This is a genomic window from Sporosarcina sp. P33 (assembly GCF_002077155.1).
In the GTDB taxonomy this organism is placed as follows: Bacteria; Bacillota; Bacilli; order Bacillales_A; family Planococcaceae; genus Sporosarcina.
Genome location: NZ_CP015027.1, coordinates 2,913,031 through 2,939,623 on the forward strand (window position 1 = coordinate 2,913,031; position 26,593 = coordinate 2,939,623).

Here is a 26,593-nt window from a genome sequence, read left to right on the forward strand (position 1 = left end):
AATTCAATAGAAGTCCATGGGCCGTTACTGGCTTTGAGAGGAGGTGACTATGTTGTCAACAGTACTTGAGCGTGTAACAAAAGTAGTTGTCGACCGTCTGGGCGTCGATGAAAGCGAAGTAAAACCTGAAGCTTCTTTCCGTGAGGATCTGGGAGCTGATTCATTAGATGTAGTAGAACTTGTTATGGAATTTGAAGATGAGTTTGAAACAGAAATCTCTGATGACGATGCAGAAAAGATTGCAACTGTCGGAGATGCAGTAACGTACATCACAGAAAAAGTAGGCGAATGACCTTTACGGTGAGACTCTTTCTTCCTTTCATCTGAAAAGGAGAAAGCGTCTCTTTTCGCTTTACAGTACAGACATAACTTTTATAGATGAGAGGCAGAGTAGTTTATGAAAAATAAGAGAACTGTAAAAGAGACATCATCCTATCCTACGTTGCCGCAGGCTGTGCGGGAGAAATTTAACAAGCTCCAGCAGGAAATGGGTATTAAATTTCAAGACGAGAATTTATTATACAATGCATTTATTCATTCCTCCTATGTCAATGAACACCGGCGTAAGAAGTTTTCCGATAATGAGCGCTTAGAATTCCTTGGGGATGCTGTACTCGAACTGGGAGTATCTAAGTTTTTATTCCGTACAGAACCTGCAAAAAGCGAAGGGGAGCTGACGAAGCTCCGTGCTGCGATTGTTTGTGAGCCGTCACTTGTCACGTTCTCAAATGAACTTCATTTTGGTGACTATATTTTGCTTGGCAAGGGAGAAGAGCTGACAGGCGGCAGAATGCGTCCTGCACTGCTTGCGGATGTATTTGAAGCATATATCGGTGCGCTCTACCTGGATCAGGGCATGGAAGTCGTAGAAGAGTTCCTGAAACAAATCGTTTTTCCGAAAATTAGTATCGGAGCTTTTTCGCATGTGACAGATTATAAAAGTCGCCTGCAAGAATTGGTGCAGCAAAAAAATAACGGACCTCTTCAATATGAAGTAATTGAGGAGAAAGGTCCTGCACATGCGAAAAAGTTTGTTACCGTAGTGAACCTCAATGATCAGCAGCTGGGGAGAGGGATTGGCAAATCTAAAAAAGAAGCAGAACAGGAAGCTGCCCGTCGTGCGATTGAACAGTTACAGACGCAAACAGACGAAGGGGAGAACTAATCGTGTTTTTAAAGAGGCTGGAAATTGCAGGCTTTAAGTCTTTTGCGGAGAAAATCCATATTGATTTTGTACCTGGTGTTACAGCCATCGTCGGACCGAACGGCAGCGGAAAAAGTAATGTTATTGATGCGATCCGCTGGGTGCTCGGCGAACAGTCGGCAAAATCACTTCGCGGCAGTAAAATGGAAGATGTTATTTTTGCCGGCAGTGATTCCCGTAAAGCGATTAACTTTGCAGAAGTCACACTCATTCTGGACAATACGGATAATCTGTTTCCGCTGGATTACACAGAGATCAGTGTCAGCAGAAGAGTTTTCCGGTCCGGAGACAGCGCCTATCTGCTGAATGGCCAAACGTGCCGGCTAAAAGATATTACAACGCTTTTTATGGATTCAGGGCTGGGCAAAGAGGCTTTCTCAATTATTTCACAGGGACGGGTTGATGAGATATTAAACAGCCGTGCGGAGGAGCGCAGAAACGTTTTTGACGAAGCGGCGGGCGTGTTAAAATATAAAACCCATAAACTGCAGGCGGAGCATAAACTGTTCGAGACTACTGATAATTTAGATCGTGTGCAAGATATATTGAAAGAAATTGACGACCGGCTAGTTCCGCTTGAAAAGGAAGCGGGACTGGCCCGTCAAGCTGCACATCTGCAGTCTGAACTCCGAGAGGCGGATGTGCGGTTATTGCATCATGACGCGGGCACACTGCAGAAGCAGATTTCTGAAAAAACAGCAGCTGTAGAGGCTGATGAAGCAGAGCAGCGGCAATCATCTGCAGTACTTCAGCAGCGTGAACAGGAACTAGAACAGGATAAACAGCTGCTTGGACAAATCGAAGCTGCGCTGGATGAACTGCAAAGCCAGCTAGTCAATAAAACATCAGATGCGGAAAAATGGGAAGGCAGAAGACTGCTGTCCCTTGAAAAAAGCCGCAATACGAAGCAGCAGGTAGAACGGATCACACAAGAACTGCAAGCCGCTGAACAAGCTGAACAAGCAGCGAAAGATAAACTCCTTGCGATGCAGGCCAAACAGACAGCAGCTCAGCAGGAATTGGAAGCCGTTGTGAAAGAGAGTAAACAAGTCACATCTATGCTGAGCAGTTCATTGAAAGAAACAGAACAGCAAATTGAACGGCTAAAATCAGACTATATTGAACGGCTCAATGAAGAAGCGACTGTGCGCAGTGAAATCAGGCATGTGGTAGAGCGTCTGCAAGGTGAAAAGTCATCCACTGAAAAGATTACTGTGCAGACTGCTCTTCTTTCTGAAAGGCAGCAGCAATTGACGAAAGAGCAGCAGGAGAAAATGGCGCAAAAGACCGTCATTCAGAAACAGCTTGACGAGCTGGAGAAATCTGCGAAAGCATGCCAGCAACAATTAACTGAAGAAGAACAGCGTCTGTCTACACAGCAGCAATTTCTGCAGAAAGCACTGCGCAGACAGTCTGAAATGCAGGGGAGACTCCGTGCTCTGGAAAGTTTAGAGAAAGATTTCTCCGGATTTTATTCGGGTGTGAAAGAAGTGCTGCACGCAAAGAAGCAACAGCGTATACAAGGTATTGAAGGGGCGGTAGTAGAACTGATTACTACAGAACCTTCCTATACGAAAGCAATCGAAACAGCCCTTGGCGGCGCGATGCAACATATCATCACGACAACTGAACGTGACGCGAGGCAGGCGATCGGTTATCTGAAGTCTAAAAACTTCGGACGCGCAACGTTTCTTCCGCTGGATATTTTAAAGCCGCGGGAGCTGCCGATGAACAGCCGTCAGCTGCTTAGTGGGCAGCCAGGATTTATCGGTACAGCGTTTGAACTGATTCAAACTTCTCCTGCCTATGAATCTGTCGCCAAAAATTTATTAGGCCAGACCATAGTGGCGAGTGATTTGCAGACAGCTTCCGGTTTGGCAAAAGCAATAAGCCACCGCTACCGCATCGTCACACTCGATGGTGATATCATCAATGCGGGCGGATCACTGACCGGCGGCGGTGCAAAAGGGCAATCCACTTTATTTTCGCGGAAAGCGGAAGTAGAGACACTTACCGCTCAGCTGCAGCAAATGGATGAATCCATTCAGCAGGCCACGGCGCAAATAGCGGAAACACGCAACCAGGTGGGAGTCAGTTTACATTTGCGCGAGCAGCTGAGGACCCGGACAGAAGAGGTTCTGCAGAAAAAGTCTGCTATTCATACTTCTTTACAGGAAACCGAAATGGAACTGCGTTCTGTGAAAATGGAGATTTCAACAATTGAAATTGGGCGAACTGATACGGCATCTGCAGAAAAAGAGCTTATCAGGAAAAAAGAGGGCTTACAAACGCATCACATAGCTTTAAAAAGCGAACTTCAAGAGATCATGGAAAAGCTTGAAAGCCTGGAACGTTTAGTTGAAAATCGCCGCGAAGAGCAACAGTCACTGCAGCAAAAACTGCATAATCTGCAACAGAAAAGTGCTGTACTGAAAGAGCAGAACGCGTACCGTGAAAACAACATTTTGGAAACAAAAGACCAATTGGCGGAACTGCATCAGACAATCAGCCGACTGCAGGAGGAGCATCAGTATGTCCGGGAGTTTGTCATCGGCAACGAGCTGTCCCCTGAAGAAATTGAGAAGCACAGTCAAGAGGCAAACGAAGCAAAGCAGCAAATCCAGCAACAAATTGAGGCAGAACGAACGAAACGGTCCGGGCAAGTGCAGCGGGTCCAATCACACGAACAGCAAATGAAACAGCTCAGACAGCAGGCAGGTACGGTGGCTGAGCGATTGAATACAGTGAAAGTTCAATTGTCCAGGCTCGAAACACAGTATGAAACTGTCATAGAACGTCTGGATGAAGAGTACGGTCTGCGTCCAAATGAACTGCAGTCGGATACACCGGATATTCCGCAGCTTCGGAAAACTGTGGATGAATGTAAGCAGCGGCTTGCGGCGATCGGTCCGGTCAATCCAAATGCCATCCAGGAATTTGAAGAGGTTTCCGGCCGCCACCAGTTTTTGCAGTCGCAGCGCAATGATCTGCTGGAAGCAAAAAACACGCTGCAGGAAGCGATGGAGGAGATGGACCAGGAAATGAAGAGCCGCTTCGAGATGACATTTGAAGCGATTCGCAGTCATTTCCGCCGGGTGTTCAAAGAAATGTTTGGCGGCGGAGAAGCCGACTTACTCTTAACAGATCCAGCCAATTTGCTGACGACAGGAATTGATATTGTGGCGCGTCCTCCGGGGAAGAAACTGCAGAATTTACGTCTGCTGTCAGGCGGGGAACGTGCGCTGACTGTGATTTCCTTGCTGTTTTCGATTCTGGAAGTCCGTCCGGTGCCGTTCTGTATACTTGACGAAGTGGAAGCGGCACTGGATGAAGCGAACGTAGTGCGTTATAGTAATTATTTGAAGAAAGTTTCAGAGCAGACGCAATTCATTGTGATCACTCACCGGAAAGGTACGATGGAAGGCGCGGATGTACTGTACGGCATTACAATGCAGGAATCGGGCGTTTCAAAAATGCTTTCTGTCAAACTGTCTGAAGTGGCAGAAGAAATCAATAGCTAAGGAGTGAACTGAATGTCTTTTTTTAAGAAAATAAAAGATAAAATTTCAGGTACAAATGAAGCGGTAACAGAAAAATTCAAAGACGGTCTGACCAAGACGCGGGATTCATTTACGTCAAAAGTAAATGACCTCGTATCGAAATTCCGTGTAGTGGATGAAGAGTTTTTTGAAGAACTGGAAGAAGTATTGCTTCAGGCGGATGTAGGGTTTGAAACCGTTATGGAATTGATCGATCTGTTGAAAGATGAAGTCAAACGCAAAAACATTAAAGATACTGCAGGAATGCAGTCATTGATTTCTGAAAAACTCGTGGAGATTTATAACTCAGGTGAAGAAATGTCCAATAAGCTGACTATTGAAGAGGGCCGTCTGAACGTTATTCTGATGGTCGGAGTAAATGGTGTCGGCAAAACAACGACGATCGGTAAGATGGCGGCCCGTCTGCAAAAAGAAGGCAAAACCGTCATGCTGGCAGCAGGCGATACGTTCCGGGCAGGCGCGATTGACCAGCTCGTTGTCTGGGGAGAGCGAACAGGCGCAGAAGTCATCCGGCAGGCAGAAGGTTCAGATCCGGCTGCGGTCATCTTTGACGCGGTGAAAGCGGCGAAGAAACGTAATATTGATGTTCTAATCTGTGACACGGCAGGACGCCTTCAAAACAAAGTGAACCTGATGAATGAACTGGAAAAAGTTCACCGTATCATCGGCCGTGAAATTGAAGGCGCGCCGCATGAAGTATTGCTTGCGCTTGATGCGACTACCGGTCAGAATGCGTTAATTCAAGCCCAGACATTCAACGAAGCGACGAATGTTACGGGAATTGTCCTGACGAAACTCGACGGTACAGCAAAGGGCGGTATTGTGCTGGCAATCCGCAACAAGCTCAACATTCCGGTGAAATTCGTCGGTCTTGGAGAAGGCATCGATGATTTACAGCCGTTTGATCCGGAAAAATACGTCTACGGATTGTTTGCAGATGGTCTGGAAATGGAAGACAGTGATCTGGATAAAGAAGGAAATGAAGAAGACAAGTAAAAATACTTGACAGCAAACAGTGTCCGGGCTACTATAAAGTGGTGACTGAAGGAGGTCGTGATCATGCTTGAAAAAACGACAAGAGTGAACTTCCTCTTTGATTTTTATCAATCATTATTAACAGACAAACAACGTTTATATATGCAATTATATTATTTGGATGATCTTTCTCTCGGTGAAATTGCGGAACAATACAGCGTATCGAGACAGGCAGTGTATGACAATGTAAAAAGAACCGAAGCCATGCTTGAAGATTATGAGAAAAAACTCAAACTGTTTGAAAAGCATGAAAGCCGTCTGGAAATCGTAGAGCAGCTGTCAGAAATGATACCTGCATATGACCCTGACCGGTTCAAAGAATTGCTGCACACCTTAAAGGATTTTGAATAGGGGGGATTGTCTATGGCTTTTGAAGGTCTGGCCGAACGCCTGCAAGGTACGATGAATAAGATTACAGGCAAAGGCAAAATCAATGAATCTGATGTAAAAGAAATGATGCGGGAAGTGCGTTTTGCGCTGATTGAGGCCGACGTTAACCTAAAAGTTGTGAAAGAATTTGTCAAGACGGTCAGCGAACGCTCAGTTGGCCAGGACGTTATGAAAAGCTTGACGCCGGGACAGCAAGTCGTAAAGATTGTTAAAGATGAATTGACGAATCTGATGGGCGGGGAGCAGAACCCGATCCAATTTTCCCGCAAATCACCAACTGTCATTATGATGGTCGGTTTGCAGGGGGCCGGTAAAACGACAACTTCCGGCAAATTAGCCACGGTTTTGCGTAAAAAACATAATAAAAAGCCTTTGCTCGTTGCAGCGGATATTTATCGTCCGGCTGCCATTCAGCAGCTCGAAACGCTTGGGAAGCAAATCACCATTCCTGTGTTCTCTATGGGAACAGATCAGTCACCTGTTGAAATTGCACGCAAGGCAATGGAAGAAGCCGAGCGCGAACACCATGACGTAGTCATCATTGATACAGCCGGCCGTCTGCACGTCGATGAAGCCCTCATGCAGGAACTGAAGGATATCCGTGAACTGACGAAGCCTGATGAGGTATTCCTGGTAGTCGATGCCATGACAGGTCAGGATGCTGTCAACGTGGCTAAGAGTTTCGACGAGACCATTGGAATCACGGGTGTTGTGCTGACGAAACTCGACGGAGATACCCGCGGCGGGGCGGCATTGTCCATTCGTTCTGTTACGCAAAAACCGATCAAATTCGTTGGTATGGGCGAGAAGATGGATGCGCTGGAGCCGTTTCATCCGGAGCGTATGGCATCACGAATTCTTGGCATGGGCGATGTCATGTCGCTCATTGAAAAAGCGCAGGAAAACGTGGATGAAACCAAAGCAAAAGAGCTCGAGCAGAAATTGCGCACGCAAACTTTCACGCTCGATGACTTCCTTGATCAGCTGCAGCAAGTGAAAAAGATGGGGCCGCTCGATGAAATTTTAAAAATGATGCCAGGCGCCAATAAAATTAAAGGGCTTGACAGTGCAAAAGTGGATGAAAGTCAGATGGGTCGTGTCGAAGCAGTCATCTATTCCATGACATTGGCTGAACGCGAAAATCCGGACATTATCAACGCAAGCCGAAAAAAACGGATTGCAACTGGTGCGGGCACATCCATTCAGGAAGTGAACCGACTGCTGAAACAGTTTGAAGAAATGAAGAAAATGGTCAAACAGATGACCAACATGCAGCAAAAAGGCAAAAAGAAGGGCAAAATGCCTGGTTTTGATTCATTTTTTAAATAAAATAACAGGTGTTAAGAAAAAACACTTTACAAACAAACAAAACCTTGATAATATACTATCTTGTGTGAAACTATTCGGAGGTGTAGATAATAATGGCAGTTAAAATTCGTCTAAAACGTATGGGAGCTAAGAGATCTCCTTTTTATCGTATTGTAGTAGCTGATGCACGTGCACCACGTGACGGCCGTCAAATCGATCAGGTTGGTACATACAACCCGCTTACAAAGCCGGCAACAGTTGATATCAACGAAGAATTGGCTTTGAAATGGCTTCAGGATGGAGCTAAACCATCTGATACAGTACGTAACTTGTTCTCAGAACAAGGTATCATGGAAAAATTCCATAACGCTAAATACAGCAAGTAATTTGGAGGGGTGGACATGAAGCAGCTGATTGAAACAATTGTAAAACCGTTAGTCGATTACCCGGATGACGTGAAAGTGGTATCTGAAGAGCAGTCTCAGCGAGTCGTTTATCAGTTATCAGTGAATGCGGAAGATATGGGTAAAGTGATCGGGAAGCAAGGTCGTGTGGCAAAAGCGATCCGTACGATTGTTTACTCAGCAGCAGGCAGCCACCACGGCAAAAAAGTGTATTTGGATATTTTGGATTGATCCAAAAGGAAGGAGCCCCGGTTCCTTCCTTTTTTTGCACGTATAAATACTTGATTCATATAACGGAGGCGAAATAATGGAATGGTTTAACGTAGGCACCATCGTCAATACACATGGTATTAAAGGGGAAGTGCGTGTTATGTCAAAGACGGACTTCCCGGATGAGCGTTACAAAGCAGGAAGCAAGCTGGCGATTTTTATGCCAAAAAGTAAAACACCGACTTTTGTGACGGTGACAAGCCATCGCAAGCATAAAAACTTTGACCTGCTGACGTTTGAAGGTTATCCGAACATCAATGACGTGGAGAAGTTCCGTGACGGCGTGATTAAAGTATCGGAAAAAGAGCTGACAGAACTTGAAGAGAATGAATTCTACTACCATGAAATCATCGGCTGCCGTGTTATTACAGATACAGGTGAAGAGATCGGCACTGTTACTGAGATTATCGAAACAGGCGCCAATGACGTCTGGACAGTCACACCTGCTGAAGGAAAACCGCATTATATCCCGTACATTGAAGATGTCGTAAAAGATATAAATCTCGACGAATCAGTAATTACAATTGAACTGATGGACGGTCTGCTTTCATGATGCAAATCGACGTACTCTCGCTGTTTCCGGAAATGTTTGAAGGCGTGCTGCATTCTTCCATTATGAAAAAAGCGCAGGAACAACAAGCCGCATCATTTCGAGTAACGGATTTTCGTGACTATGCAACAAATAAACATAGAAAAGTGGATGATTACCCGTATGGCGGCGGAGCGGGAATGGTATTAAAACCTGAACCTCTTTTCGCCGCAGTGGAAGCGGTGACCGGTACAGGTGAAAGCAAGCCGCGTGTCATTCTGATGTGTCCGCAGGGCGAACGCTTTACACAAAAGAAAGCAGAAGAACTTGCACAGGAGCAGCATCTGGTTTTCATCTGCGGTCATTATGAAGGGTATGACGAAAGAATCCGAGAATATTTGGTGACAGATGAAATCTCCCTGGGTGACTTCGTCCTGACAGGCGGAGAGGTGGCTTCGATGGCGATTATCGACAGTGTAGTGAGATTATTGCCGGACGTGCTTGGAAATGATCTCTCAGCTGTCCACGACTCGTTTTCGACGGGCATGCTGGAACATCCTCAGTACACCCGCCCTGCATCATTCAACGGCCTGGAAGTGCCTCCTGTGCTGTTATCAGGCAATCATGCTGAAATTGATAAGTGGAGAGAAGAGCAGGCGTTTTACCGCACGGCTGCACGGCGCCCGGAACTATTGGAGGATGCTCCGCTTACGGATTATCAGCAAAAACTTTACCGGCAATGGAAACAAAAAAGAGACTGAATTTGCTTGATTCGCCAACTTGCATATGATATGATTTATTAAGCGCTTTTTAAGAGCGCCTATTTTACTGTTGTTCCGCTGCAATTCAACACGTGCAAGAGCATCAGAAAAGAAGGAGAGAAAAACATGCAAAAACTAATTGCAGATATTACAAAAGATCAGTTGCGCACTGAGCACCCTTCATTCCGTCCCGGTGACACTCTTCGCTTACACGTGAAGATCATTGAGGGAACTCGTGAGCGTATCCAGTTATTCGAAGGTGTTGTTATCAAACGCCGCGGTGGTGGAATCAGCGAAACTTTCACTGTCCGTAAAATTTCAAACGGTGTTGGAGTGGAACGTACATTCCCATTACACACACCAAAACTTGCAAAAATTGAAGTAACTCGTCGCGGTAAAGTTCGTCGTGCGAAATTGTACTACTTGCGTAAATTGCGCGGTAAAGCAGCACGTATTAAAGAACTCCGCTAATCAGATAAGCAAAACGAAGGGGGCCTTGCATTTGGCCTCCTTTCTTTTTGCTCCGAATGACAAATAACTGTACAATAATAACAGACAAGGCAGGAGGCAGGACTGATGGAAGAAAAGAAAACGAGAAGTGAAGGCTTAGAATGGATCAAAGCGCTGTTAATTGCATTTGGATTGGCTGCTATTATACGTATCTTTTTATTCACGCCAATCGTTGTCGACGGAATTTCCATGATGCCGACATTGGAGCATGGAGACCGCATGATTGTCAATAAAATCGGTTATACCATCGGCGAACCGCATCGTTTTGATATCGTCGTGTTTCATGCACCCGAACAGAAAGACTATATCAAACGTGTAATTGGTCTGCCTGGCGACACGGTGGAATACAAGGACGATGTGCTTTATATAAACGACAAAGCGTATGAAGAACCGTATCTTGATCAATATAAAGCCGAAGTGCAGGACGGAACGCTGACAGAAGATTTCACACTGCAGGATGTCCCGCAAATCGAGGCGGAAACAGTGCCGGAGGATCATGTATTTGTGATGGGCGACAATCGTCGGAAGAGCAAAGACTCAAGACATATCGGTGCGGTATCGATCGATGAAATCATCGGCAGCACAAGTGTGGTATTTTGGCCGATCAAAGATTTCGGTCTTGTGAAATAACGAAAGGAGACGATTCGATTGACCATTCAGTGGTTTCCGGGCCATATGGCGAAAGCGAGACGCGAAGTCTCTGAAAAACTGAAATTAGTGGATATTGTGTTTGAATTAATAGACGCGAGATTACCGCTCTCTTCACGTAATCCAATGATTGATGAACTCATCCATCAAAAACCCAGACTGCTTATTTTAAACAAAATGGACCTGGCGGATGAAGTGCAGACCAAACGCTGGATTGCATATTTTGAAGAGCAGGGTTTTCGCACCGTTGCGATTAACTCATTTGAAGGAAAAGGCCTGCAAACAGTTATGAAAGCAGCGAAAGAAATACTGCAGCCGAAATTTGACCGCATGAAGCAGCGAGGGATCCGCCCTGGTGCAATCCGCGCAATGATTGTCGGCATTCCAAACGTAGGGAAATCGACATTGATCAACCGGCTGGCAAAGAAAAATATTGCAAAAACAGGTAATAAACCAGGCGTCACGAAAGCCCAGCAATGGATTAAATATGGCAAAGAACTTGAATTACTTGATACACCGGGCGTACTCTGGCCGAAGTTTGAAGATCCCGAAGCGGGTTATAAACTGGCATTGACGGGCGCGATTAAAGATTCCATACTGAATATGGAAGAGCTGGCGGTCTACGGACTCCGCTTTTTGGAAGCGCATTATCCGGAGCGGCTTGAGCAGCGTTATGAGATGTCAGAAGTCGGTGAAAACATTCAAGCGCTGTTCGATAAGATCGGTGAACGCCGGAAAGTATACGGTGCCGGCGGAGAAATAGATTATGACAAAGTCGCCGAGATGGTTGTGCAGGACATACGAGACCAGCAGGCAGGTAAATTAACATTTGATTTCCCGGAAGAATTTGAATAATTAAAAGCAACGGCTTGGGATGGAGTTTCCCGGCCGTTGCTTTTTTGTCGAAAAAATGATTTGGGAACCGATATAATACATAGACAATAACTTTTCAGATGGACAGGTGAAGAAAATGATGACGATACAGCAAATAAAAAAACAACTGGAGAACTTGCAGGAACCGAACGAGTGGCTGGAAGAACTGCAGTCCGATCAGCGCAAAGGTGTCCGGCAGGCGATCAGCCAATGGCATAAACGGTACGAAAAAAGCCAATTGCTTGTACAGGAATTCCAGCAGAAAAAAGCATTTGATGATTCCTATAGATCGAACCGGATTCAATTGATTGCAGGAGTTGATGAAGCGGGAAGAGGACCGCTTGCTGGACCGGTTGTCACAGCTGCCGTCATTCTTCCGGAGGAGTGTCCTGGGTTAATCGGATTGGATGATTCAAAGAAAGTATCAAAAGAAAAAAGACAGGAATTTGCCGCTCTAATTAAAGAACAGGCTATAGCGTACGCTGTACACGTGCAGCCCGCCGCTCGGATAGATGAACTGAATATCTATCAGGCGACGAAACAGTCGATGGAAACAGCCGTCAGCAGCCTGGAAACGGCACCCCATGCAGTGATAGCTGACGCGATGAATCTGAATCTGGAATGTCCTTGTTATTCCATTGTAAAAGGTGACGAAAAAAGTTTGGCAATCGCAGCAGCTTCCATTTTAGCCAAAACAACACGGGATGCGCTGATGAACGAATTGCATGAAAAGTTTCCTTGGTACGCATTCAATGAAAATGCGGGTTACGGAACTGCCAAGCACCTTCAAGGACTTGAAACGCACGGGTTTTGCGAACATCACCGGAAAACTTTTGAACCGATTAAAACGATGTGGAGGAACAGACAATGAATCTTAGCTCCTTATCCATTTCATCCGCCGGCGCAGCTTCAACTGAAACGAAGCCGCTGACTTTAAGGGAAGGTCAGATGATTCACGGGAAGATCGCTCAATTATTCCCGGGGCAAATGGCGCAAGTGCAAGTAGGAAATCAGCGGCTGTATGCAAAACTGGAAGTCCCTATGCAGGCAGGAGATCAATATTTCTTCAAAGTCAACGGCACGGAACCTGAGTTACAATTGCAAGTCATTTCCGGTCCTATGCGGAGCGGGGAAGGTCAGTCTGCACAACTGTCACAGCTGATGGAGTCGCTGGACTTGCCGAAAACACAGGAAATGAAGGATATGCTGACCGCGATTATCAGGCAAAAGATTCCGGTCACAAAAGAAAACCTCCTTGAAGCTGTGACTCTCCTGCAATCTGCGCCCCGGGGGATGAAAGCGATTGCCGTTGAAACGCTCGGTAAAATGGCAGAGTCGCGTCTTCCTATTACGCCGTCAGTCTTCCGCTCATTGCTTCAGGCGCAAAGCGGCACGATTTCACAGCAACTCACCACACTGCAGACCGCCATTCAAAAAGAGCCCAATCTGTCTCCTGCGCTGCGGGAACAGCTAGTAACGACCATGCAGGCGTTATCCACTCCTGCAGGCCAGGCTGTCGGCAGGGAGCTGCTAGGGTCGGCCTTGTCGCAGCTGCTGGATCCGCAAACCGATAGAACAGAGAGGTTTGCAGCGCTGCAGCTTCTGAAAAGCGCGGATATTTTGCCTGCGCGCACATCACTGGCTAACCTTCCGCAAGTATTAGCCGAATTGGTGACGAATACGGCGGATGCGAAAACAGCGGCAAATGCTGCGTCCAGTCAAACGGCAGCGGCAAATGCTATCTTGACACAGCTCAGTCAATTAACCCAGGCTGCTGCTGCGAATCAGCAGACTGTCAGTGCGATTATGCAAAATATTACCCGCCAGCTCGCCAATACATCTCTGCCGGAATCTGTGAAGCATACATTACAGACCGTGCTCAATCAGCTGACTCAGCAGCCTGTGACGGAAGCCGCAAAAGCTGCAGTCATCGAACAGTTCAGCAGAGTATTCACAGAGGCGGGCGCTGCAGCCGCACCATCTGCGCTGGCTTCGGTTCAGAACATCCAGACTGCCATTAGCCGATTAAGCCAGACGCCCGCAGCTGATCTGCAGAGGATCGAAGCAATTGAACAGCACCTGGCCCGCCACCTTCAAAATAATTCCGCATTACCTGAACCTGTGAAACAGGCACTGCAAAACAGTATGAGCCCATTTACACAACAGCCCCTGACTGAAACCGCAAAAACAGCAGCGGTTGAACAACTAAGTCACGCGTTACTGCAGCAGGCGGGCAGGCAGGACGTCTCAAGGGAAGTGCAGCAGGCCTTACAATCTCTGTTCATACCGTCGGATAAATCTGAGGAAGCGATGCGTTCGCTGTACCGGGCGGCAGAAAGTTCCGCCAATAACCATATCAGGCAAATTCTTCGGGCCGCAGAAACACAAGTGTCTCAAACGATGAATGGGCCAGTCATGAAAGAGGCAATCCAGCATATTGTCAGCACACTTGGTTTGAATTACGAAGCTGTGCTTAACGGCAAGGACCCCGATTTGTCGAATATTGCCCATACATTGAAACCGCAATTATTGGCCATACTACAGGATCCGTCACTGTCTCCTCCGTTGCGGGATGCAGCGGAAACCATGGTGCTGCGCATGAATGGGACAGTAATCCAGTCTGGAGATACAGGGCTGCAGCATCAATTGATCATGCAGCTGCCTTTGGAAATGTTCGGTAAAAAAATCGACGCGACGCTTCAGTGGAACGGCAGAATGAAAGAAAATGGTCAGATCGACCCGTCATTTGCGCGGATATTATTTTATTTGGAGCTCGAATCACTGTCGACTACACTGGTTGACATGCATGTGCAGAACAAGGTGGTAAACTTGACAATTTTCAATGGAATTTCTTCTTTGAAAACTACGGGAATGCCATTTCAGGTACAGCTGAAAGAAGGTCTGGAAAAAGCGGGGTATAAGCTGTCGGGCATTTCGTTTAAACCGTTTACAGAACAGCAGCAAATCAGCGAAAAAGCTGCCAGTTCCCCCCATTTTGATGAGGGAGGAGTGGATTACAGGATATGAAAGAAGAACGCTATATCCGTAAAGAAGCCGTTGCGCTGTCTTATGATCCAGAGGTGGCAGATGCGCCGAAAGTTATCGCCAAGGGAAAAGGGAAGATTGCGGAAAATATACTGGAACGTGCGGCAGCGCATGATATTCCCGTTCAGGAAGATCCGAGTCTGCTGGAATTGCTTGGTCAATTAAATGTCAATGAAACAATCCCTGAAGAACTTTATCAGGCAGTATCTGAAGTGTTTGCTTATGTTTACCGTTTAGACCGGGAAAAAGGTGGTAAGCAATAAAGAAGAGCCGATGAATTGTAAGAATCTATAGAAATTAAATTAGCAATAGCGATTCTTGGACAATGTGTGACGGTTTGATTACAATAATAAAGTAGTTAAGCTTCAAGCAATTGCAAATCGAATGGAGGCAGTACGTATGAACATCCATGAATATCAAGGGAAGCAGCTATTAAGAGATTACGGAGTGGCTGTTTCGAAAGGCCGTGTCGCTTTTTCACCAAAAGAAGCAGTGGCAGTGGCGAAAGAACTCGGTACTACGCCGATTGTGGTAAAAGCACAAATACACGCGGGCGGACGAGGGAAAGCCGGCGGTGTCAAAATTGTAAAAAATCTTGATGACGTCCGGGCAGTAGCAGCTGATTTGATCGGCAAGCAGCTCGTTACGCACCAAACAGGTCCTGAAGGTCAGGAAATAAAACGACTTCTTGTTGAAGAAGGAATCGATATTGACCAGGAATTTTACATTGGTCTGGTCGTGGACCGCGCAACTGACCGCGTAACGTTAATGGGGTCTGCTGAAGGCGGAGTAGAAATAGAAGAAGTTGCTGAAAAAAATCCGGAAAAGATTTTTTATGAAGTAATAGATCCGGTAGTGGGATTGGCTCCTTTCCAGGCGCGCCGCATGGCGTTCAACATGCAAATCCCAAGTAAGTTAATCAATAAAGCTGTAGGTCTATTCTTAGGATTGTATAAAGTATTCAGTGAAAAAGACGCATCGATCGTAGAGATTAATCCGCTAGTCGTAACAAAGGACGAGCGTGTACTTGCGCTGGATGCAAAATTCAACTTTGACGATAATGCCACATTCCGTCATAAAGATATTGTCGAATTACGCGATTTTGATGAAGAAGATCCGAAAGAAATCGAAGCATCCAAACATGACTTAAGTTATATTTCCCTTGACGGAAATATCGGCTGTATGGTTAATGGTGCCGGTTTAGCGATGGCTACAATGGATACGATTCATTATTATGGCGGAGAACCCGCTAACTTCCTGGATGTTGGGGGCGGCGCCAAGAAAGAAAAAGTTGCAGCTGCTTTCAAAATTATTTTGTCAGATCCTAAAGTAAAAGGGATTTTCGTTAATATCTTTGGCGGAATCATGAAATGTGACGTAATTGCAGAAGGTGTAATTGAAGCAGCGAAAGAAGTGGGTCTTCAAGTGCCTCTTGTTGTGCGTCTTGAAGGAACGAATGTGGAACGCGGGAAAGCTTTGCTGAAAGAATCCGGAATTAATATTGTTGCAGCGGATTCTATGGCAGAAGGTGCGAAAAAAATCGTTGAGTTGATAGGATAAGAAAGGCAGGTACAAATCATGAGTATTTATGTAAATAAAGATACAAAAGTAATTGTACAAGGAATTACAGGTTCCACTGCCCTGTTCCACACACAGCAAATGTTGGAATATGGTACGAAAATTGTCGCTGGCGTAACGCCTGGTAAAGGCGGTCAGACGGTGGAAGGCGTGCCGGTATTTGACACTGTGGAAGAAGCAGTTAAAGAAACAGGGGCAACTGTTTCCATCATTTACGTTCCTGCACCATATGCAGCGGATGCAATTATGGAAGGCGTCGATGCCGGACTTGACATGACAATCTGTATTACAGAGCATATACCTGTCCTTGACATGATTAAAGTGAAACGTTATATGGAAGGCAAAAAGACTCGATTGATCGGTCCGAACTGTCCGGGTGTCATTACGGCGGATGAAACGAAAATCGGCATTATGCCTGGCTATATTCATACAAAAGGTCACGTGGGCGTTGTTTCACGTTCAGGGACACTAACGTATGAAGCGGTTCATCAGCTGACGCAGGAAGGAATCGGCCAGACTACTGCAGTAGGAATCGGGGGAGACCCGGTAAACGGCACGAACTTTATTGACGTCCTGAAAGAGTTCAATGAAGACCCTGAAACATATGCAGTGGTCATGATCGGTGAAATCGGCGGTACGGCGGAAGAAGAAGCTGCTGAATGGGTGAAAGAACATATGACCAAGCCTGTAGTAGGCTTCATTGGCGGTCAGACAGCCCCTGAAGGTAAGCGTATGGGCCATGCTGGTGCGATTATTTCAGGCGGTAAGGGTACTGCTGCAGAAAAGATCAAAGCATTGCAGGCAGCGGATATTCAAGTTGCAGAAACACCATCGGTTATCGGTGAAACATTGATTAAAGTCCTGAAAGAAAAAGGTCTGTACGAGAAATGTAAAACGAAGTAAACTGAAAGGAGCAGCGTAATCGCTGCTCCTTTTTTCGTGCTCTTGCTTGTAGTGTCGATTAAGGAGCATTCAATGATCTATACAAATCAGCAGCAGCAATTGATAAATATGCATTACATCCACCCTGTGCCGTTCAACCGCTTTCATTTGCTGCTGCAGGAAAATCCTTCACTTGAAAATCTGGAAACTTACTCTGTGCTGCAATGGGCATATTTTTTCGGGCTGACAGCCGAAAAAGCAGCCAAGTTATCCGGCCAATATGCAGAAATATCCGCACTTCCCATCCTGAATTTATTGAAAAAAACGGACTGCATCCCTATCCCGTATTTTCACCCTGATTATCCGGATGAATTAAAGCAATTATGTGATCCGCCCGCTGTGCTGTATAGTAAAGGTGACATTACGTTACTGAAAACCAGACCCCGAGTGGGAATTATCGGTTCCCGTAAAGCCACAGTGTATTCAAAAAAAGCCCTGGACTTCATCGTGCCGCCGCTTGTGGACAATCGTATCCCTATTGTATCGGGGCTCGCTGAAGGCGCGGATACGATGGCTCACCGGGCCGCCATCCACTACGGGGGGAAAACGATCGGTGTGCTGGGGCATGGATTTTCTCATATATATCCGAAGAAAAATAAAGAAATTGCAGAGAAAATGGCGAAAAATCATTTGCTCGTAACAGAATATCCGCCGTACTTGCCGCCGGCCAAATGGACGTTTCCTATGCGCAATCGGATCATCAGCGGTTTATCGGATGCACTCGTCATAACCGAGTCCGTTGAAAGAAGCGGAACGATGAGTACTGTGGAGCATGCGCTTGATCATGGAAAAGAAATTTTCGCGGTTCCCGGCGCCATCGATTCACCGCTTTCTGCAGGCCCGAATAAGCTGTTGGATGAAGGCGCTAAGCCATTATGGAGCGGATTTCAGATTATCGATTTGTTATAGGTAATTGCCATCCAATCGCATTGCAAAATGTTTAAAAGGTTGCATTATCCCGAAAACTGTTATACATTTTGCAACAGATATTCTTTTGCTGAATAAATATAAAGAAATCTCTCTGAGGAGGGAACGATATGGCAGATTACTTAGTAATTGTGGAATCGCCTGCTAAAGCGAAAACGATTGAACGTTACTTAGGAAAAAAGTATAAAGTTAGTGCCTCGCTGGGGCATTTACGTGATTTACCCCGCAGTCAAATGGGTGTAGATACTGAGAATAATTATGAGCCGAAGTATATTACGATCCGAGGCAAAGGACCGATACTTCAAGAGTTGAAGAAGGATGCAAAAAAAGCGAAGAAAATATTTCTCGCGGCTGACCCGGATCGTGAAGGGGAAGCAATTGCATGGCATTTATCGCATCAGCTGGGTGTGGATACCGAATCTGACTGCCGCGTAGTTTTCAATGAAATTACAAAAGACGCTATTAAAGAATCATTTAAACATCCCCGTCCGATCAATATGGATTTAGTCGATGCACAACAGGCACGGCGTATTCTTGACAGGCTAGTAGGGTATAACATCAGCCCGATTCTCTGGAAGAAAGTAAAAAAGGGCTTATCTGCAGGACGCGTGCAATCAGTCGCACTTCGATTAATTATTGACCGCGAGAATGAAATTAACGCGTTTGAACCAGAAGAATACTGGTCCATCACGTCCCAGTTCACAAAGGCTGATAAAACTTTTGAAGCGGCATTTTACGGCAATGCTTCAGAAAAGTTGAAGCTGACAAACCAGGAACAAGTGGAAAAAATCATTGATTCATTGCAGTCAGATGAATTTGAAGTGTCTAAGGTAGTGAAGAAAGAACGCAGACGTAATCCGGCATTGCCGTTCACTACATCATCTCTCCAGCAGGAAGCAGCACGTAAGCTGAACTTCCGCGCGAAGAAGACGATGATGATGGCACAGCAATTATATGAAGGAATTGCAATTGGAAAAGAAGGAACGGTCGGTTTGATCACCTATATGCGTACCGATTCTACACGAATTTCCGACAGTGCGAAAGAAGAAGTGAAATCATTCATTCATACGATGTACGGGGAAGAGTTCATTTCAACCAGCACGAAAAAAACGAAAGCAAAAGCGAATACGCAGGATGCGCACGAAGCAGTCCGGCCGACTTCAGCGATGCGCCCGCCAGACGCGATGAAAGCGTTCTTATCAAGAGATCAATATCGGTTGTATAAATTGATTTGGGAGCGGTTTGTCGCAAGCCAAATGGCGCCTGCAGTATTAGATACCGTAACAGCTGATTTCCTGAACAATGATATTCGTTTCAGAGCATCCGGGTCACAGGTAAAGTTCCCGGGGTTCATGAAAGTGTATATTGAAGGCAGTGATGACCAGCAAGAAGAGAAAGAAAACATCCTGCCGCCGCTTGAAGAAGGCGAGAAAGTCAAATTCGCCGAAGTGGATCCAAAACAGCATTTCACACAGCCGCCGCCAAGATACTCTGAGGCACGCCTGGTGAAAACACTTGAGGAATTGGGAATAGGACGTCCTTCCACGTATGCGCCGACGCTCGATACGATTCAAAAGCGGGGCTATGTCACATTAGATGCCAAACGGTTTATTCCGACGGAGCTTGGCGGTATTGTACATCAGGCGGTCAATCAATATTTCCCGGATATTATCGACATTGAATTTACGAGACAAATGGAACAGCGTCTTGACCATGTGGAAGAAGGCACTATTGAATGGCGCAAGGTCATCGATGAATTCTACCGTGAATTTGAAAAGCACGTTGAAGTAGCTGACGCGGAAATGGAGAAAATTGAAATAAAAGATGAGCCGGCAGGCGAAGACTGCGAGAAGTGCGGTTCGCCGATGGTTTACAAAATGGGCCGCTACGGTAAATTTATGGCATGCTCCAACTTCCCTGACTGCCGCAACACGAAAGCAATTATCAAACCAATTGGTGTCACATGTCCGAAATGTAAAGAAGGCGAAGTCGTTGAGCGGAAAAGCAAAACGAAACGGATATTCTTCGGCTGTGACCAGTATCCCGAATGTGATTACGTCTCATGGGATAAACCTATTTCGAGACCTTGTCCGAAATGTCAACATACACTGGTGGAGAAGCGCCTGAAAAAAGGTGTTCAAATCCAATGTACAGAATGTGATTATAAAGAAGAAACGCAAAGTTAATCAGCATATAAATAGTATTCCAGCATAATGAGAAAGAGGTAGTTAAAATGACGCAAACTGTAAATGTTATCGGTGCGGGGTTAGCCGGAAGTGAAGCTGCTTGGCAATTAGCTAATCGAGGGGTTCAAGTGAAATTATATGAAATGCGTCCCGTGAAGCAAACGCCCGCCCATCACACAGACAAATTTGCGGAGTTAGTATGCAGCAACTCATTGCGCGCCAATAATTTAACGAATGCAGTAGGCGTGATTAAAGAAGAGATGCGTCAATTTAATTCCTTAATTATCCAGGCCGCAGATGACTGTGCGGTTCCTGCCGGCGGTGCGCTTGCAGTGGACCGTCACGAATTTGCGGATAACGTAACCGAAAAGATCCGTAACCATCCAAATATTGAAGTCATCAATGAAGAAGTGACGAAATTGCCGGATGGAATAACGGTAGTTGCCTCAGGTCCTTTGACATCACCTGCACTCGCTGAAGAAATCCGGCAGCTGACAGGTGAAGATTATTTATACTTCTACGATGCGGCAGCCCCTATCGTGGAAAGTGATTCGATCGATATGGACAAAGTCTATTTAAAATCCCGTTATGATAAAGGGGAAGCGGCATACTTAAACTGTCCTATGAACGCCGAAGAGTTCGAACGTTTCTATGAGGCGCTCATATCTGCGGAAGTTGCGCCGTTGAAGGATTTCGAGAAAGAAATGTACTTTGAGGGCTGCATGCCGATTGAAGTTATGGCGAAGCGCGGTGCAAAAACAATGTTGTTCGGTCCTTTAAAACCGGTTGGACTGGAAGATCCGAAGACTGGCAGAGAGCCAAAAGCTGTCGTTCAGCTTCGGCAGGACAATGCGGCAGGGACATTGTACAATCTGGTTGGTTTCCAGACGCATCTGAAATGGGGAGCGCAGAAAGAAGTGCTGAAATTAATCCCTGGATTGGAAAATGTGGAAATCGTACGCTATGGCGTTATGCATCGTAATACATTCATAAACTCTCCTAGAGTACTGAATTGCACATACCAATTAAAATCACAGCCGACAATTCTTTTCGCCGGTCAAATGACAGGTGTAGAAGGATATGTAGAATCCGCAGGTTCAGGACTGATCGCAGGCATCAACGCTGCGCAATTGGCAAAAGGCGACAAACCTGTCCGTTTTCCAAGAGAAACAGCACTCGGGAGTATGGCGCGCTATATTACGGAAGCTGATCCAAATAACTTCCAGCCGATTAATATCAACTTTGGTTTGTTCCCTGAGCTGGAAAGACGGTATAAAACAAAAGGCGAACGTGCGGAAAAACATGCAAACCGGGCGCTCCATGCGGTAGAAGAATTTAAAGAAACAACGAATATCTAATCATGCATTGTATAGAGTAAGATAAACCGGGACTGAAGCCGAAACCTTAAAAGAGGTTTTGATTTCAGTCCTTTTTTGCGACCCGCTAAGATAGTCGGGGTTTATTGGAAGCAGGATGTGTGTCGCGGAAGGGATGAACTTCGGCGCGCTTTTCCGTTTCCCAATAAATAACTGAAACTTCTCGATATTTGAAACGTCCACTAAGTGGTACAAACTGGATCAGCAAGCAGATGATGATAGCTAAAATCAAAGTAATTTGACTAATATGTGTCAAAAGCCGTCAATTGGGGAATAACTAAGCTGTAATCAGTTTTCAAAGTTGCTCAAAAAACCTTGCTATTGTATAGTGTTTTATGGACAACATTGAATTTGATGTTTAATTCCAAATTTTATGTAATCAAGAATCTTTGGAATCTTCTGATGCACGAGGTGTGACAATAAAATCGTGTCGGGGTGATAAAATGATTCCTGAAATAAAACAATTAGCTGACGAATATGTATCCCATATTCGCCTGGAGAAAAACTATTCATCCTACACAGTCTCTGAGTATGAAAAGGATCTTCAGGATTTTTTACTGTTTCTGCAAGAAGAACAAATCGGGCAGCTGGACGACGTAGACTACGGTGTCGCCAGACTGTACGTGACGCGCCTATATAATCGCTCTTATGCGAGAACGAGTATATCCAGAAAAATATCTGCAATTCGATCATTCTTTACATTCATCAGTACCCGGTACGGGATTGAAGATCAGGCATTCAGACTGTTATATCACCCAAGAAAAGAAGAGAGGCTTCCGGCTTTTTTCTATCAGCAGGAACTTGAAAAATTGTTTGACGTGACAATGGGAGAGGACTTCCGTTCATTGCGGGACCGGGCACTGCTTGAACTGCTCTATGCTACAGGCATTCGTGTCGGTGAATTAGTAGAAATTGAAGTGCAGGATGTGGATCATTATTTAGGAATCGTAAAGGTAATGGGTAAAGGACGGAAAGAACGTTTCGTGCCATTCGGAAGTTTTGCTGAAGACGCACTGCAAGATTATATCAATTCCAGCCGGCCAATGCTTATGAAACAAAAAAAGCACAGCAGCCTGTTTGTGAATTTACGCGGAGATCCATTGACAGACCGTGGCGTGCGCTATATTTTGGATGATTTAATGGAAAAAGCAGCGTTGCATACTACTATTACACCGCATATGATCCGGCATACATTTGCGACGCACCTGCTTGGGGCGGGCGCTGATCTGCGTTCAGTCCAGGAGCTGCTTGGACACAGCCACCTGTCATCGACACAGGTATATACGCATATCACGAATGAACACTTACGCCAGACCTATTTACAAACGCACCCCCGTGCCTAGGAGGAACTAAAATGAAATTTCATGCTACTACAATTTTTGCTGTTCATCATGACGGACAATGTGCCATGTCTGGTGACGGCCAAGTGACAATGGGTGAATCTGTCGTCATGAAACATACGGCGACAAAAGTACGCCGATTGTTTAACGGAAAAGTCCTGGCAGGTTTTGCAGGCTCAGTGGCAGATGCCTTTACGTTATTTGATTTATTTGAAGCAAAACTTATGGAGTTTGACGGGAATCTTAAGCGGGCTTCTGTTGAACTGGCTAAAGAATGGCGCGGCGACCGCATTCTTCGCAAACTGGAAGCGCTGCTGCTTGTCATGGATAAAGATACGCTTCTGCTCGTGTCAGGTACAGGCGAAGTAATTGAGCCTGACGATGGCGTATTAGCAATCGGTTCGGGCGGTAATTATGCGCTGGCTGCCGGAAGAGCATTGAAGAAGTACAGCAGTCAATTGTCTGCTGAAGAAATCGCACGAATTTCATTGGAAACAGCTGCTGACATTTGTGTCTTTACCAATCACAATATTATCGTGGAGGTGCTGTAAGCGATGAAGCAAGAGTTAACACCTAAGGCGCTTACCGCGTATTTAAATCGTTTTATAGTAGGGCAGGAAAAAGCGAAAAAGGCAGTGGCAGTCGCTATGCGGAACCGCTATCGCCGAATGCAATTATCTGCCGAAGAGCAGGAAGAAGTAATCCCGAAAAACATTTTAATGATTGGACCCACTGGGGTAGGGAAAACTGAAATTGCAAGAAGAATTGCCAAGCTGGTACATGCACCTTTCATAAAAGTGGAAGCGACAAAGTTTACCGAAGTCGGATATGTCGGACGCGATGTTGAATCGATGATACGGGATCTGACCGAAGCCGGTATCCGCATGGTAAAAGAAGATATGCGTGAATCGGTAAAGGAGCAGGCGCAAAAGATGGCTGAGGAAAGATTAGTCAAATTGCTAGTTCCTGAAGCGAAAAAGAATACTGCCGGTCAAAATCCGTTTGAAATGTTTTTCGGTCAAAAGACACAGACTGAACCTGAAAATACTGCTGATCAGGCTGAAATCAGAAGAAAGCGCTCCGATATTGCACAGCAGCTTGCAAATGGTCAAATTGAAGAGCAAATGGTAACGGTCGATGTTCAGGCACAGCAGCCTTCTTTGTTTGATGCGCTGCAAGGGTCTGGTATGGAACAAATGGGGTCTGGAATGCAGGATGCATTGTCTTCGCTTATGCCGAAAAAGACGGTCCAGCGCCGCATGAAAGTAAAAGATGCGCGCATAGTGCTTGAAGCAGAAGAGGCGGATAAGTTAATTGATCAGGATGAAGTTGCGCGTAAAGGAATTGAGCTGACTGAACAAGCAGGCATCATATTCCTTGATGAAATGGACAAAATCGCGAGCAGTAATCAGAAAACATCAGGAGAAGTATCGCGTGAAGGTGTCCAGCGTGACATTTTGCCAATAGTTGAAGGGTCAACAGTAACCACGAAATATGGTGCAGTCAAAACAGATTATATTTTATTCATTGCGGCAGGAGCATTCCATATGTCTAAACCGTCCGATATAATTCCGGAGCTGCAGGGGAGATTTCCAATTCGTGTAGAACTCGAAAAATTGACAAAAGATGATTTCGAGCGCATACTGCGGGAACCGGATTTTTCTTTACTAAAACAATATGAGCGGCTGCTTTTGACTGAAGAAGTAGAAATTGAATTCACGGATGAAGCAATCAGCAAACTGGCTGAAATTGCATTTGAAGTAAATAACGAGACAGAAAATATAGGTGCGAGAAGACTGCATACGATTTTGGAAAAGCTGCTCGAGGATTTATCGTTTGAAGCGGCAGAAATCGGACCGGCATCCATCAAGATTACACCTGCATATGTAGATGAAAAGCTGGATGGAATCGTGAAAAACAAAGATTTGTCACATTTCATTCTGTAAAGAAGTCGTTATTGTTTATTTAACGATTGAAAACCTTTAGAATATTCATTAAAGTCAGAAGAGATTTATGAGGAGGAACAATTTAAATGAGTTTATTAATTAAAACAAGAAAAATCAACGCAATGCTGCAAAAAGGTGCGGGTGGTCCCGTTAACTTTAAAGAGATGGCGGAAGAACTTAGCGATGTAATTGACTGTAATGCATTCATCGTAAGCCGAAGAGGTAAATTGCTTGGTCTGGAGATCCACCATCAGATCGAAAACGACCGCATGAAGAAAATGTTTGAAGAGCGCAAATTCCCAGAAGTTTACACAAATAACTTATTCTCCATCAACGAAACGTCTCCAAATATCGATATCGAAAGCGAATATACAGTATTCCCTGTAGAGAACAAAGAGTTGTTCCAAGAAGGGCTGACAACAATTGTTCCGATTATCGGCGGCGGCGAGCGTTTAGGCACACTGATTCTTGCGAGATTAAAAAACAGCTTTACAGAAGATGATTTGATTCTTGCTGAATACGGCGCGACAGTAGTCGGTATGGAAATCCTGCGTGAAAAATCGAAGGAAATCGAACATGAAGCACGCAGCAAAGCGGTCGTACAGATGGCAATCAACTCCCTGTCCTACAGTGAGCATGAAGCAATTGAGCATATCTTCAAAGAGCTCGACGGCAATGAAGGATTGCTCGTAGCGTCTAAAATTGCGGATCGGGTAGGAATTACGCGTTCAGTAATTGTTAACGCATTGCGTAAACTGGAGAGTGCTGGTGTAATCGAATCACGTTCTTTAGGAATGAAAGGAACGTACATTAAAGTTCTGAACGACAAATTTTTAGAAGAACTTGAAAAACACAATTCATAAACAATTTTTCCGCTGAAAATAGTGGAGATAAACTGAAGGGAAATTCCGTAAACACGGATCTTTCCTTCAGTTTTTTATTTTTGAAATAATTGTTGCATGACTTTTTATACATACAGACACGGGGATTACTTTGGTAGGAGTGAGACATAATATATCCTCCGCCGATCTTTCTTATTCTTGCTCCTTAGGAAATCCCCGCATCTAAGCAGCGAAAAAACACTTTAAATATCCATAAAATAGCCCCTTTTAATTATGTTGAAAAAATCAGTTCTGAAAAAGTGATGAACTACAGGAAAGTGAATAGTTAGAATCCCGTAAAACGGTTACATTGAACTACAGAATCTTACAGAATTCATTGGACAATAATCATTATAGTCCGCTACAATAGAGTAGTAGATTAATAAAATCGACATTTTTATACAAAGTTCTTGTCGAAGATTATTATACAAACGTGAAATACTGTAAAAAACAATGAGAATAGAACTAAATCAGGGAAGGGTGAGAGAAGATGAATATCTATGGCAGTACTATCAACCTGCTTGAAAAGGGTCTTGACTACTCATCTGCAAAAGGGAAAGCAATATCACAAAATATAGCGAACGTAGACACACCAAACTATAAAACGAAAAGCGTAAATTTCAAAGAAGTATTTGCTGCTGAATCGAACAGAGGCCTCGAGGCTTATAAGACGGATTCAAGGCATATGGAATTTACCCATTCCGCAGGCAGTAAAATGTTTGACATATCCAGACTGCGCTATCGTCAGGATCGCAACGGTGTCGATATGGATAAAGAGCAGGCTGATTTGGCAGCCAACCAAATTTACAACTCGGCGCTGATTGAACGATTGAACGGGAAATTTAACTCGATGCAAAGTGTGATTAAAGGAGGTCGATAA

General features: G+C 45.1%; 26 protein-coding genes. All 26 read left to right on the top strand.

Annotation, left to right across the window (positions count from 1 at the left end; genetic code table 11):
- The first annotated feature begins 52 nt into the window (after positions 1 to 52).
- The 26 genes from SporoP33_RS14195 to flgB all read left to right on the top strand — a co-directional run bounded on the left by SporoP33_RS14195 (position 53) and on the right by flgB (position 26,593).
- Positions 53 to 292, top strand: a complete 240-nt coding sequence (locus SporoP33_RS14195; protein WP_029052326.1) for an acyl carrier protein — start codon at positions 53 to 55, stop codon at positions 290 to 292.
- A 105-nt stretch (positions 293 to 397) separates the two neighbouring features.
- Entirely contained in the window at positions 398 to 1,165 is a 768-nt protein-coding gene (gene rnc, locus SporoP33_RS14200; RefSeq protein ID WP_081244332.1) for a ribonuclease III, read from the top strand.
- A gap of 2 nt (positions 1,166 to 1,167) precedes the next feature.
- Positions 1,168 to 4,725 (top strand): chromosome segregation protein SMC, encoded by a 3,558-nt coding sequence (smc, locus tag SporoP33_RS14205; protein ID WP_196796807.1) that lies wholly within the window; start codon positions 1,168 to 1,170, stop codon positions 4,723 to 4,725.
- Between the two features lie 12 nt (positions 4,726 to 4,737).
- Positions 4,738 to 5,760 carry a signal recognition particle-docking protein FtsY gene (gene ftsY / locus SporoP33_RS14210; protein WP_081244334.1) on the top strand — a complete coding sequence of 341 codons (1,023 nt, stop codon included), beginning with the start codon at positions 4,738 to 4,740 and terminating at the stop codon, positions 5,758 to 5,760.
- A gap of 63 nt (positions 5,761 to 5,823) precedes the next feature.
- The gene (locus tag SporoP33_RS14215; RefSeq protein ID WP_196796808.1) at positions 5,824 to 6,150 is read left to right on the top strand and encodes a putative DNA-binding protein; all 327 of its coding nucleotides are present in this window, start codon (positions 5,824 to 5,826) and stop codon (positions 6,148 to 6,150) included.
- A 12-nt stretch (positions 6,151 to 6,162) separates the two neighbouring features.
- Positions 6,163 to 7,518: a signal recognition particle protein gene (ffh, locus tag SporoP33_RS14220; protein WP_081244335.1), complete on the top strand. Its 1,356-nt coding sequence runs from the start codon at positions 6,163 to 6,165 to the stop codon at positions 7,516 to 7,518.
- Positions 7,519 to 7,610: 92 nt separating this feature from the next.
- Positions 7,611 to 7,883, top strand: a complete 273-nt coding sequence (gene rpsP, locus SporoP33_RS14225) for a 30S ribosomal protein S16 (protein WP_081244336.1) — start codon at positions 7,611 to 7,613, stop codon at positions 7,881 to 7,883.
- 15 nt (positions 7,884 to 7,898) lie between these two features.
- Positions 7,899 to 8,132, top strand: a complete 234-nt coding sequence (locus tag SporoP33_RS14230) for a KH domain-containing protein (protein ID WP_081244337.1) — start codon at positions 7,899 to 7,901, stop codon at positions 8,130 to 8,132.
- A 76-nt stretch (positions 8,133 to 8,208) separates the two neighbouring features.
- Positions 8,209 to 8,724: a ribosome maturation factor RimM gene (gene rimM / locus SporoP33_RS14235; RefSeq protein ID WP_081244338.1), complete on the top strand. Its 516-nt coding sequence runs from the start codon at positions 8,209 to 8,211 to the stop codon at positions 8,722 to 8,724.
- The gene (trmD, locus tag SporoP33_RS14240; protein WP_081244339.1) at positions 8,721 to 9,461 is read left to right on the top strand and encodes a tRNA (guanosine(37)-N1)-methyltransferase TrmD; all 741 of its coding nucleotides are present in this window, start codon (positions 8,721 to 8,723) and stop codon (positions 9,459 to 9,461) included. The genes rimM and trmD overlap by 4 nt, the downstream gene beginning before the upstream one ends.
- A gap of 126 nt (positions 9,462 to 9,587) precedes the next feature.
- Positions 9,588 to 9,932: a 50S ribosomal protein L19 gene (rplS, locus tag SporoP33_RS14245; protein WP_081244340.1), complete on the top strand. Its 345-nt coding sequence runs from the start codon at positions 9,588 to 9,590 to the stop codon at positions 9,930 to 9,932.
- A 102-nt stretch (positions 9,933 to 10,034) separates the two neighbouring features.
- A complete protein-coding gene (lepB, locus tag SporoP33_RS14250; protein ID WP_369821984.1) occupies positions 10,035 to 10,601 on the top strand; it encodes a signal peptidase I in 567 nt (188 codons plus the stop codon).
- An 18-nt stretch (positions 10,602 to 10,619) separates the two neighbouring features.
- The gene (gene ylqF / locus SporoP33_RS14255; RefSeq protein WP_081244342.1) at positions 10,620 to 11,474 is read left to right on the top strand and encodes a ribosome biogenesis GTPase YlqF; all 855 of its coding nucleotides are present in this window, start codon (positions 10,620 to 10,622) and stop codon (positions 11,472 to 11,474) included.
- 118 nt (positions 11,475 to 11,592) lie between these two features.
- Entirely contained in the window at positions 11,593 to 12,363 is a 771-nt protein-coding gene (locus SporoP33_RS14260) for a ribonuclease HII (protein ID WP_369821936.1), read from the top strand.
- Positions 12,360 to 14,519, top strand: coding sequence for a hypothetical protein (locus SporoP33_RS14265; protein WP_081244344.1), 2,160 nt, complete (start codon positions 12,360 to 12,362; stop codon positions 14,517 to 14,519). Before SporoP33_RS14260 ends, SporoP33_RS14265 begins: the two co-directional genes overlap by 4 nt.
- Positions 14,516 to 14,800, top strand: a complete 285-nt coding sequence (locus SporoP33_RS14270) for an EscU/YscU/HrcU family type III secretion system export apparatus switch protein (RefSeq protein WP_081244345.1) — start codon at positions 14,516 to 14,518, stop codon at positions 14,798 to 14,800. The genes SporoP33_RS14265 and SporoP33_RS14270 overlap by 4 nt, the downstream gene beginning before the upstream one ends.
- Before the next feature lie 136 nt (positions 14,801 to 14,936).
- Positions 14,937 to 16,097, top strand: coding sequence for an ADP-forming succinate--CoA ligase subunit beta (gene sucC, locus SporoP33_RS14275; RefSeq protein ID WP_081244346.1), 1,161 nt, complete (start codon positions 14,937 to 14,939; stop codon positions 16,095 to 16,097).
- An 18-nt stretch (positions 16,098 to 16,115) separates the two neighbouring features.
- A complete protein-coding gene (gene sucD / locus SporoP33_RS14280; protein WP_081244347.1) occupies positions 16,116 to 17,018 on the top strand; it encodes a succinate--CoA ligase subunit alpha in 903 nt (300 codons plus the stop codon).
- A 72-nt stretch (positions 17,019 to 17,090) separates the two neighbouring features.
- Positions 17,091 to 17,966, top strand: coding sequence for a DNA-processing protein DprA (gene dprA, locus SporoP33_RS14285; RefSeq protein WP_081244348.1), 876 nt, complete (start codon positions 17,091 to 17,093; stop codon positions 17,964 to 17,966).
- 128 nt (positions 17,967 to 18,094) lie between these two features.
- A complete protein-coding gene (gene topA, locus SporoP33_RS14290; protein ID WP_081244349.1) occupies positions 18,095 to 20,170 on the top strand; it encodes a type I DNA topoisomerase in 2,076 nt (691 codons plus the stop codon).
- Between the two features lie 47 nt (positions 20,171 to 20,217).
- Positions 20,218 to 21,528, top strand: coding sequence for an FADH(2)-oxidizing methylenetetrahydrofolate--tRNA-(uracil(54)-C(5))-methyltransferase TrmFO (gene trmFO, locus SporoP33_RS14295; RefSeq protein WP_081244350.1), 1,311 nt, complete (start codon positions 20,218 to 20,220; stop codon positions 21,526 to 21,528).
- A 461-nt stretch (positions 21,529 to 21,989) separates the two neighbouring features.
- Positions 21,990 to 22,889, top strand: coding sequence for a tyrosine recombinase XerC (gene xerC, locus SporoP33_RS14300; RefSeq protein ID WP_081244351.1), 900 nt, complete (start codon positions 21,990 to 21,992; stop codon positions 22,887 to 22,889).
- Positions 22,890 to 22,900: 11 nt separating this feature from the next.
- Entirely contained in the window at positions 22,901 to 23,437 is a 537-nt protein-coding gene (gene hslV, locus SporoP33_RS14305) for an ATP-dependent protease subunit HslV (RefSeq protein WP_081244352.1), read from the top strand.
- A gap of 3 nt (positions 23,438 to 23,440) precedes the next feature.
- Positions 23,441 to 24,832, top strand: coding sequence for an ATP-dependent protease ATPase subunit HslU (hslU, locus tag SporoP33_RS14310; RefSeq protein WP_081244353.1), 1,392 nt, complete (start codon positions 23,441 to 23,443; stop codon positions 24,830 to 24,832).
- 86 nt (positions 24,833 to 24,918) lie between these two features.
- Complete coding sequence (codY, locus tag SporoP33_RS14315) at positions 24,919 to 25,695, top strand: GTP-sensing pleiotropic transcriptional regulator CodY (protein ID WP_081244354.1); 777 nt, start codon at positions 24,919 to 24,921, stop codon at positions 25,693 to 25,695.
- A 508-nt stretch (positions 25,696 to 26,203) separates the two neighbouring features.
- Entirely contained in the window at positions 26,204 to 26,593 is a 390-nt protein-coding gene (flgB, locus tag SporoP33_RS14320) for a flagellar basal body rod protein FlgB (RefSeq protein WP_081244355.1), read from the top strand.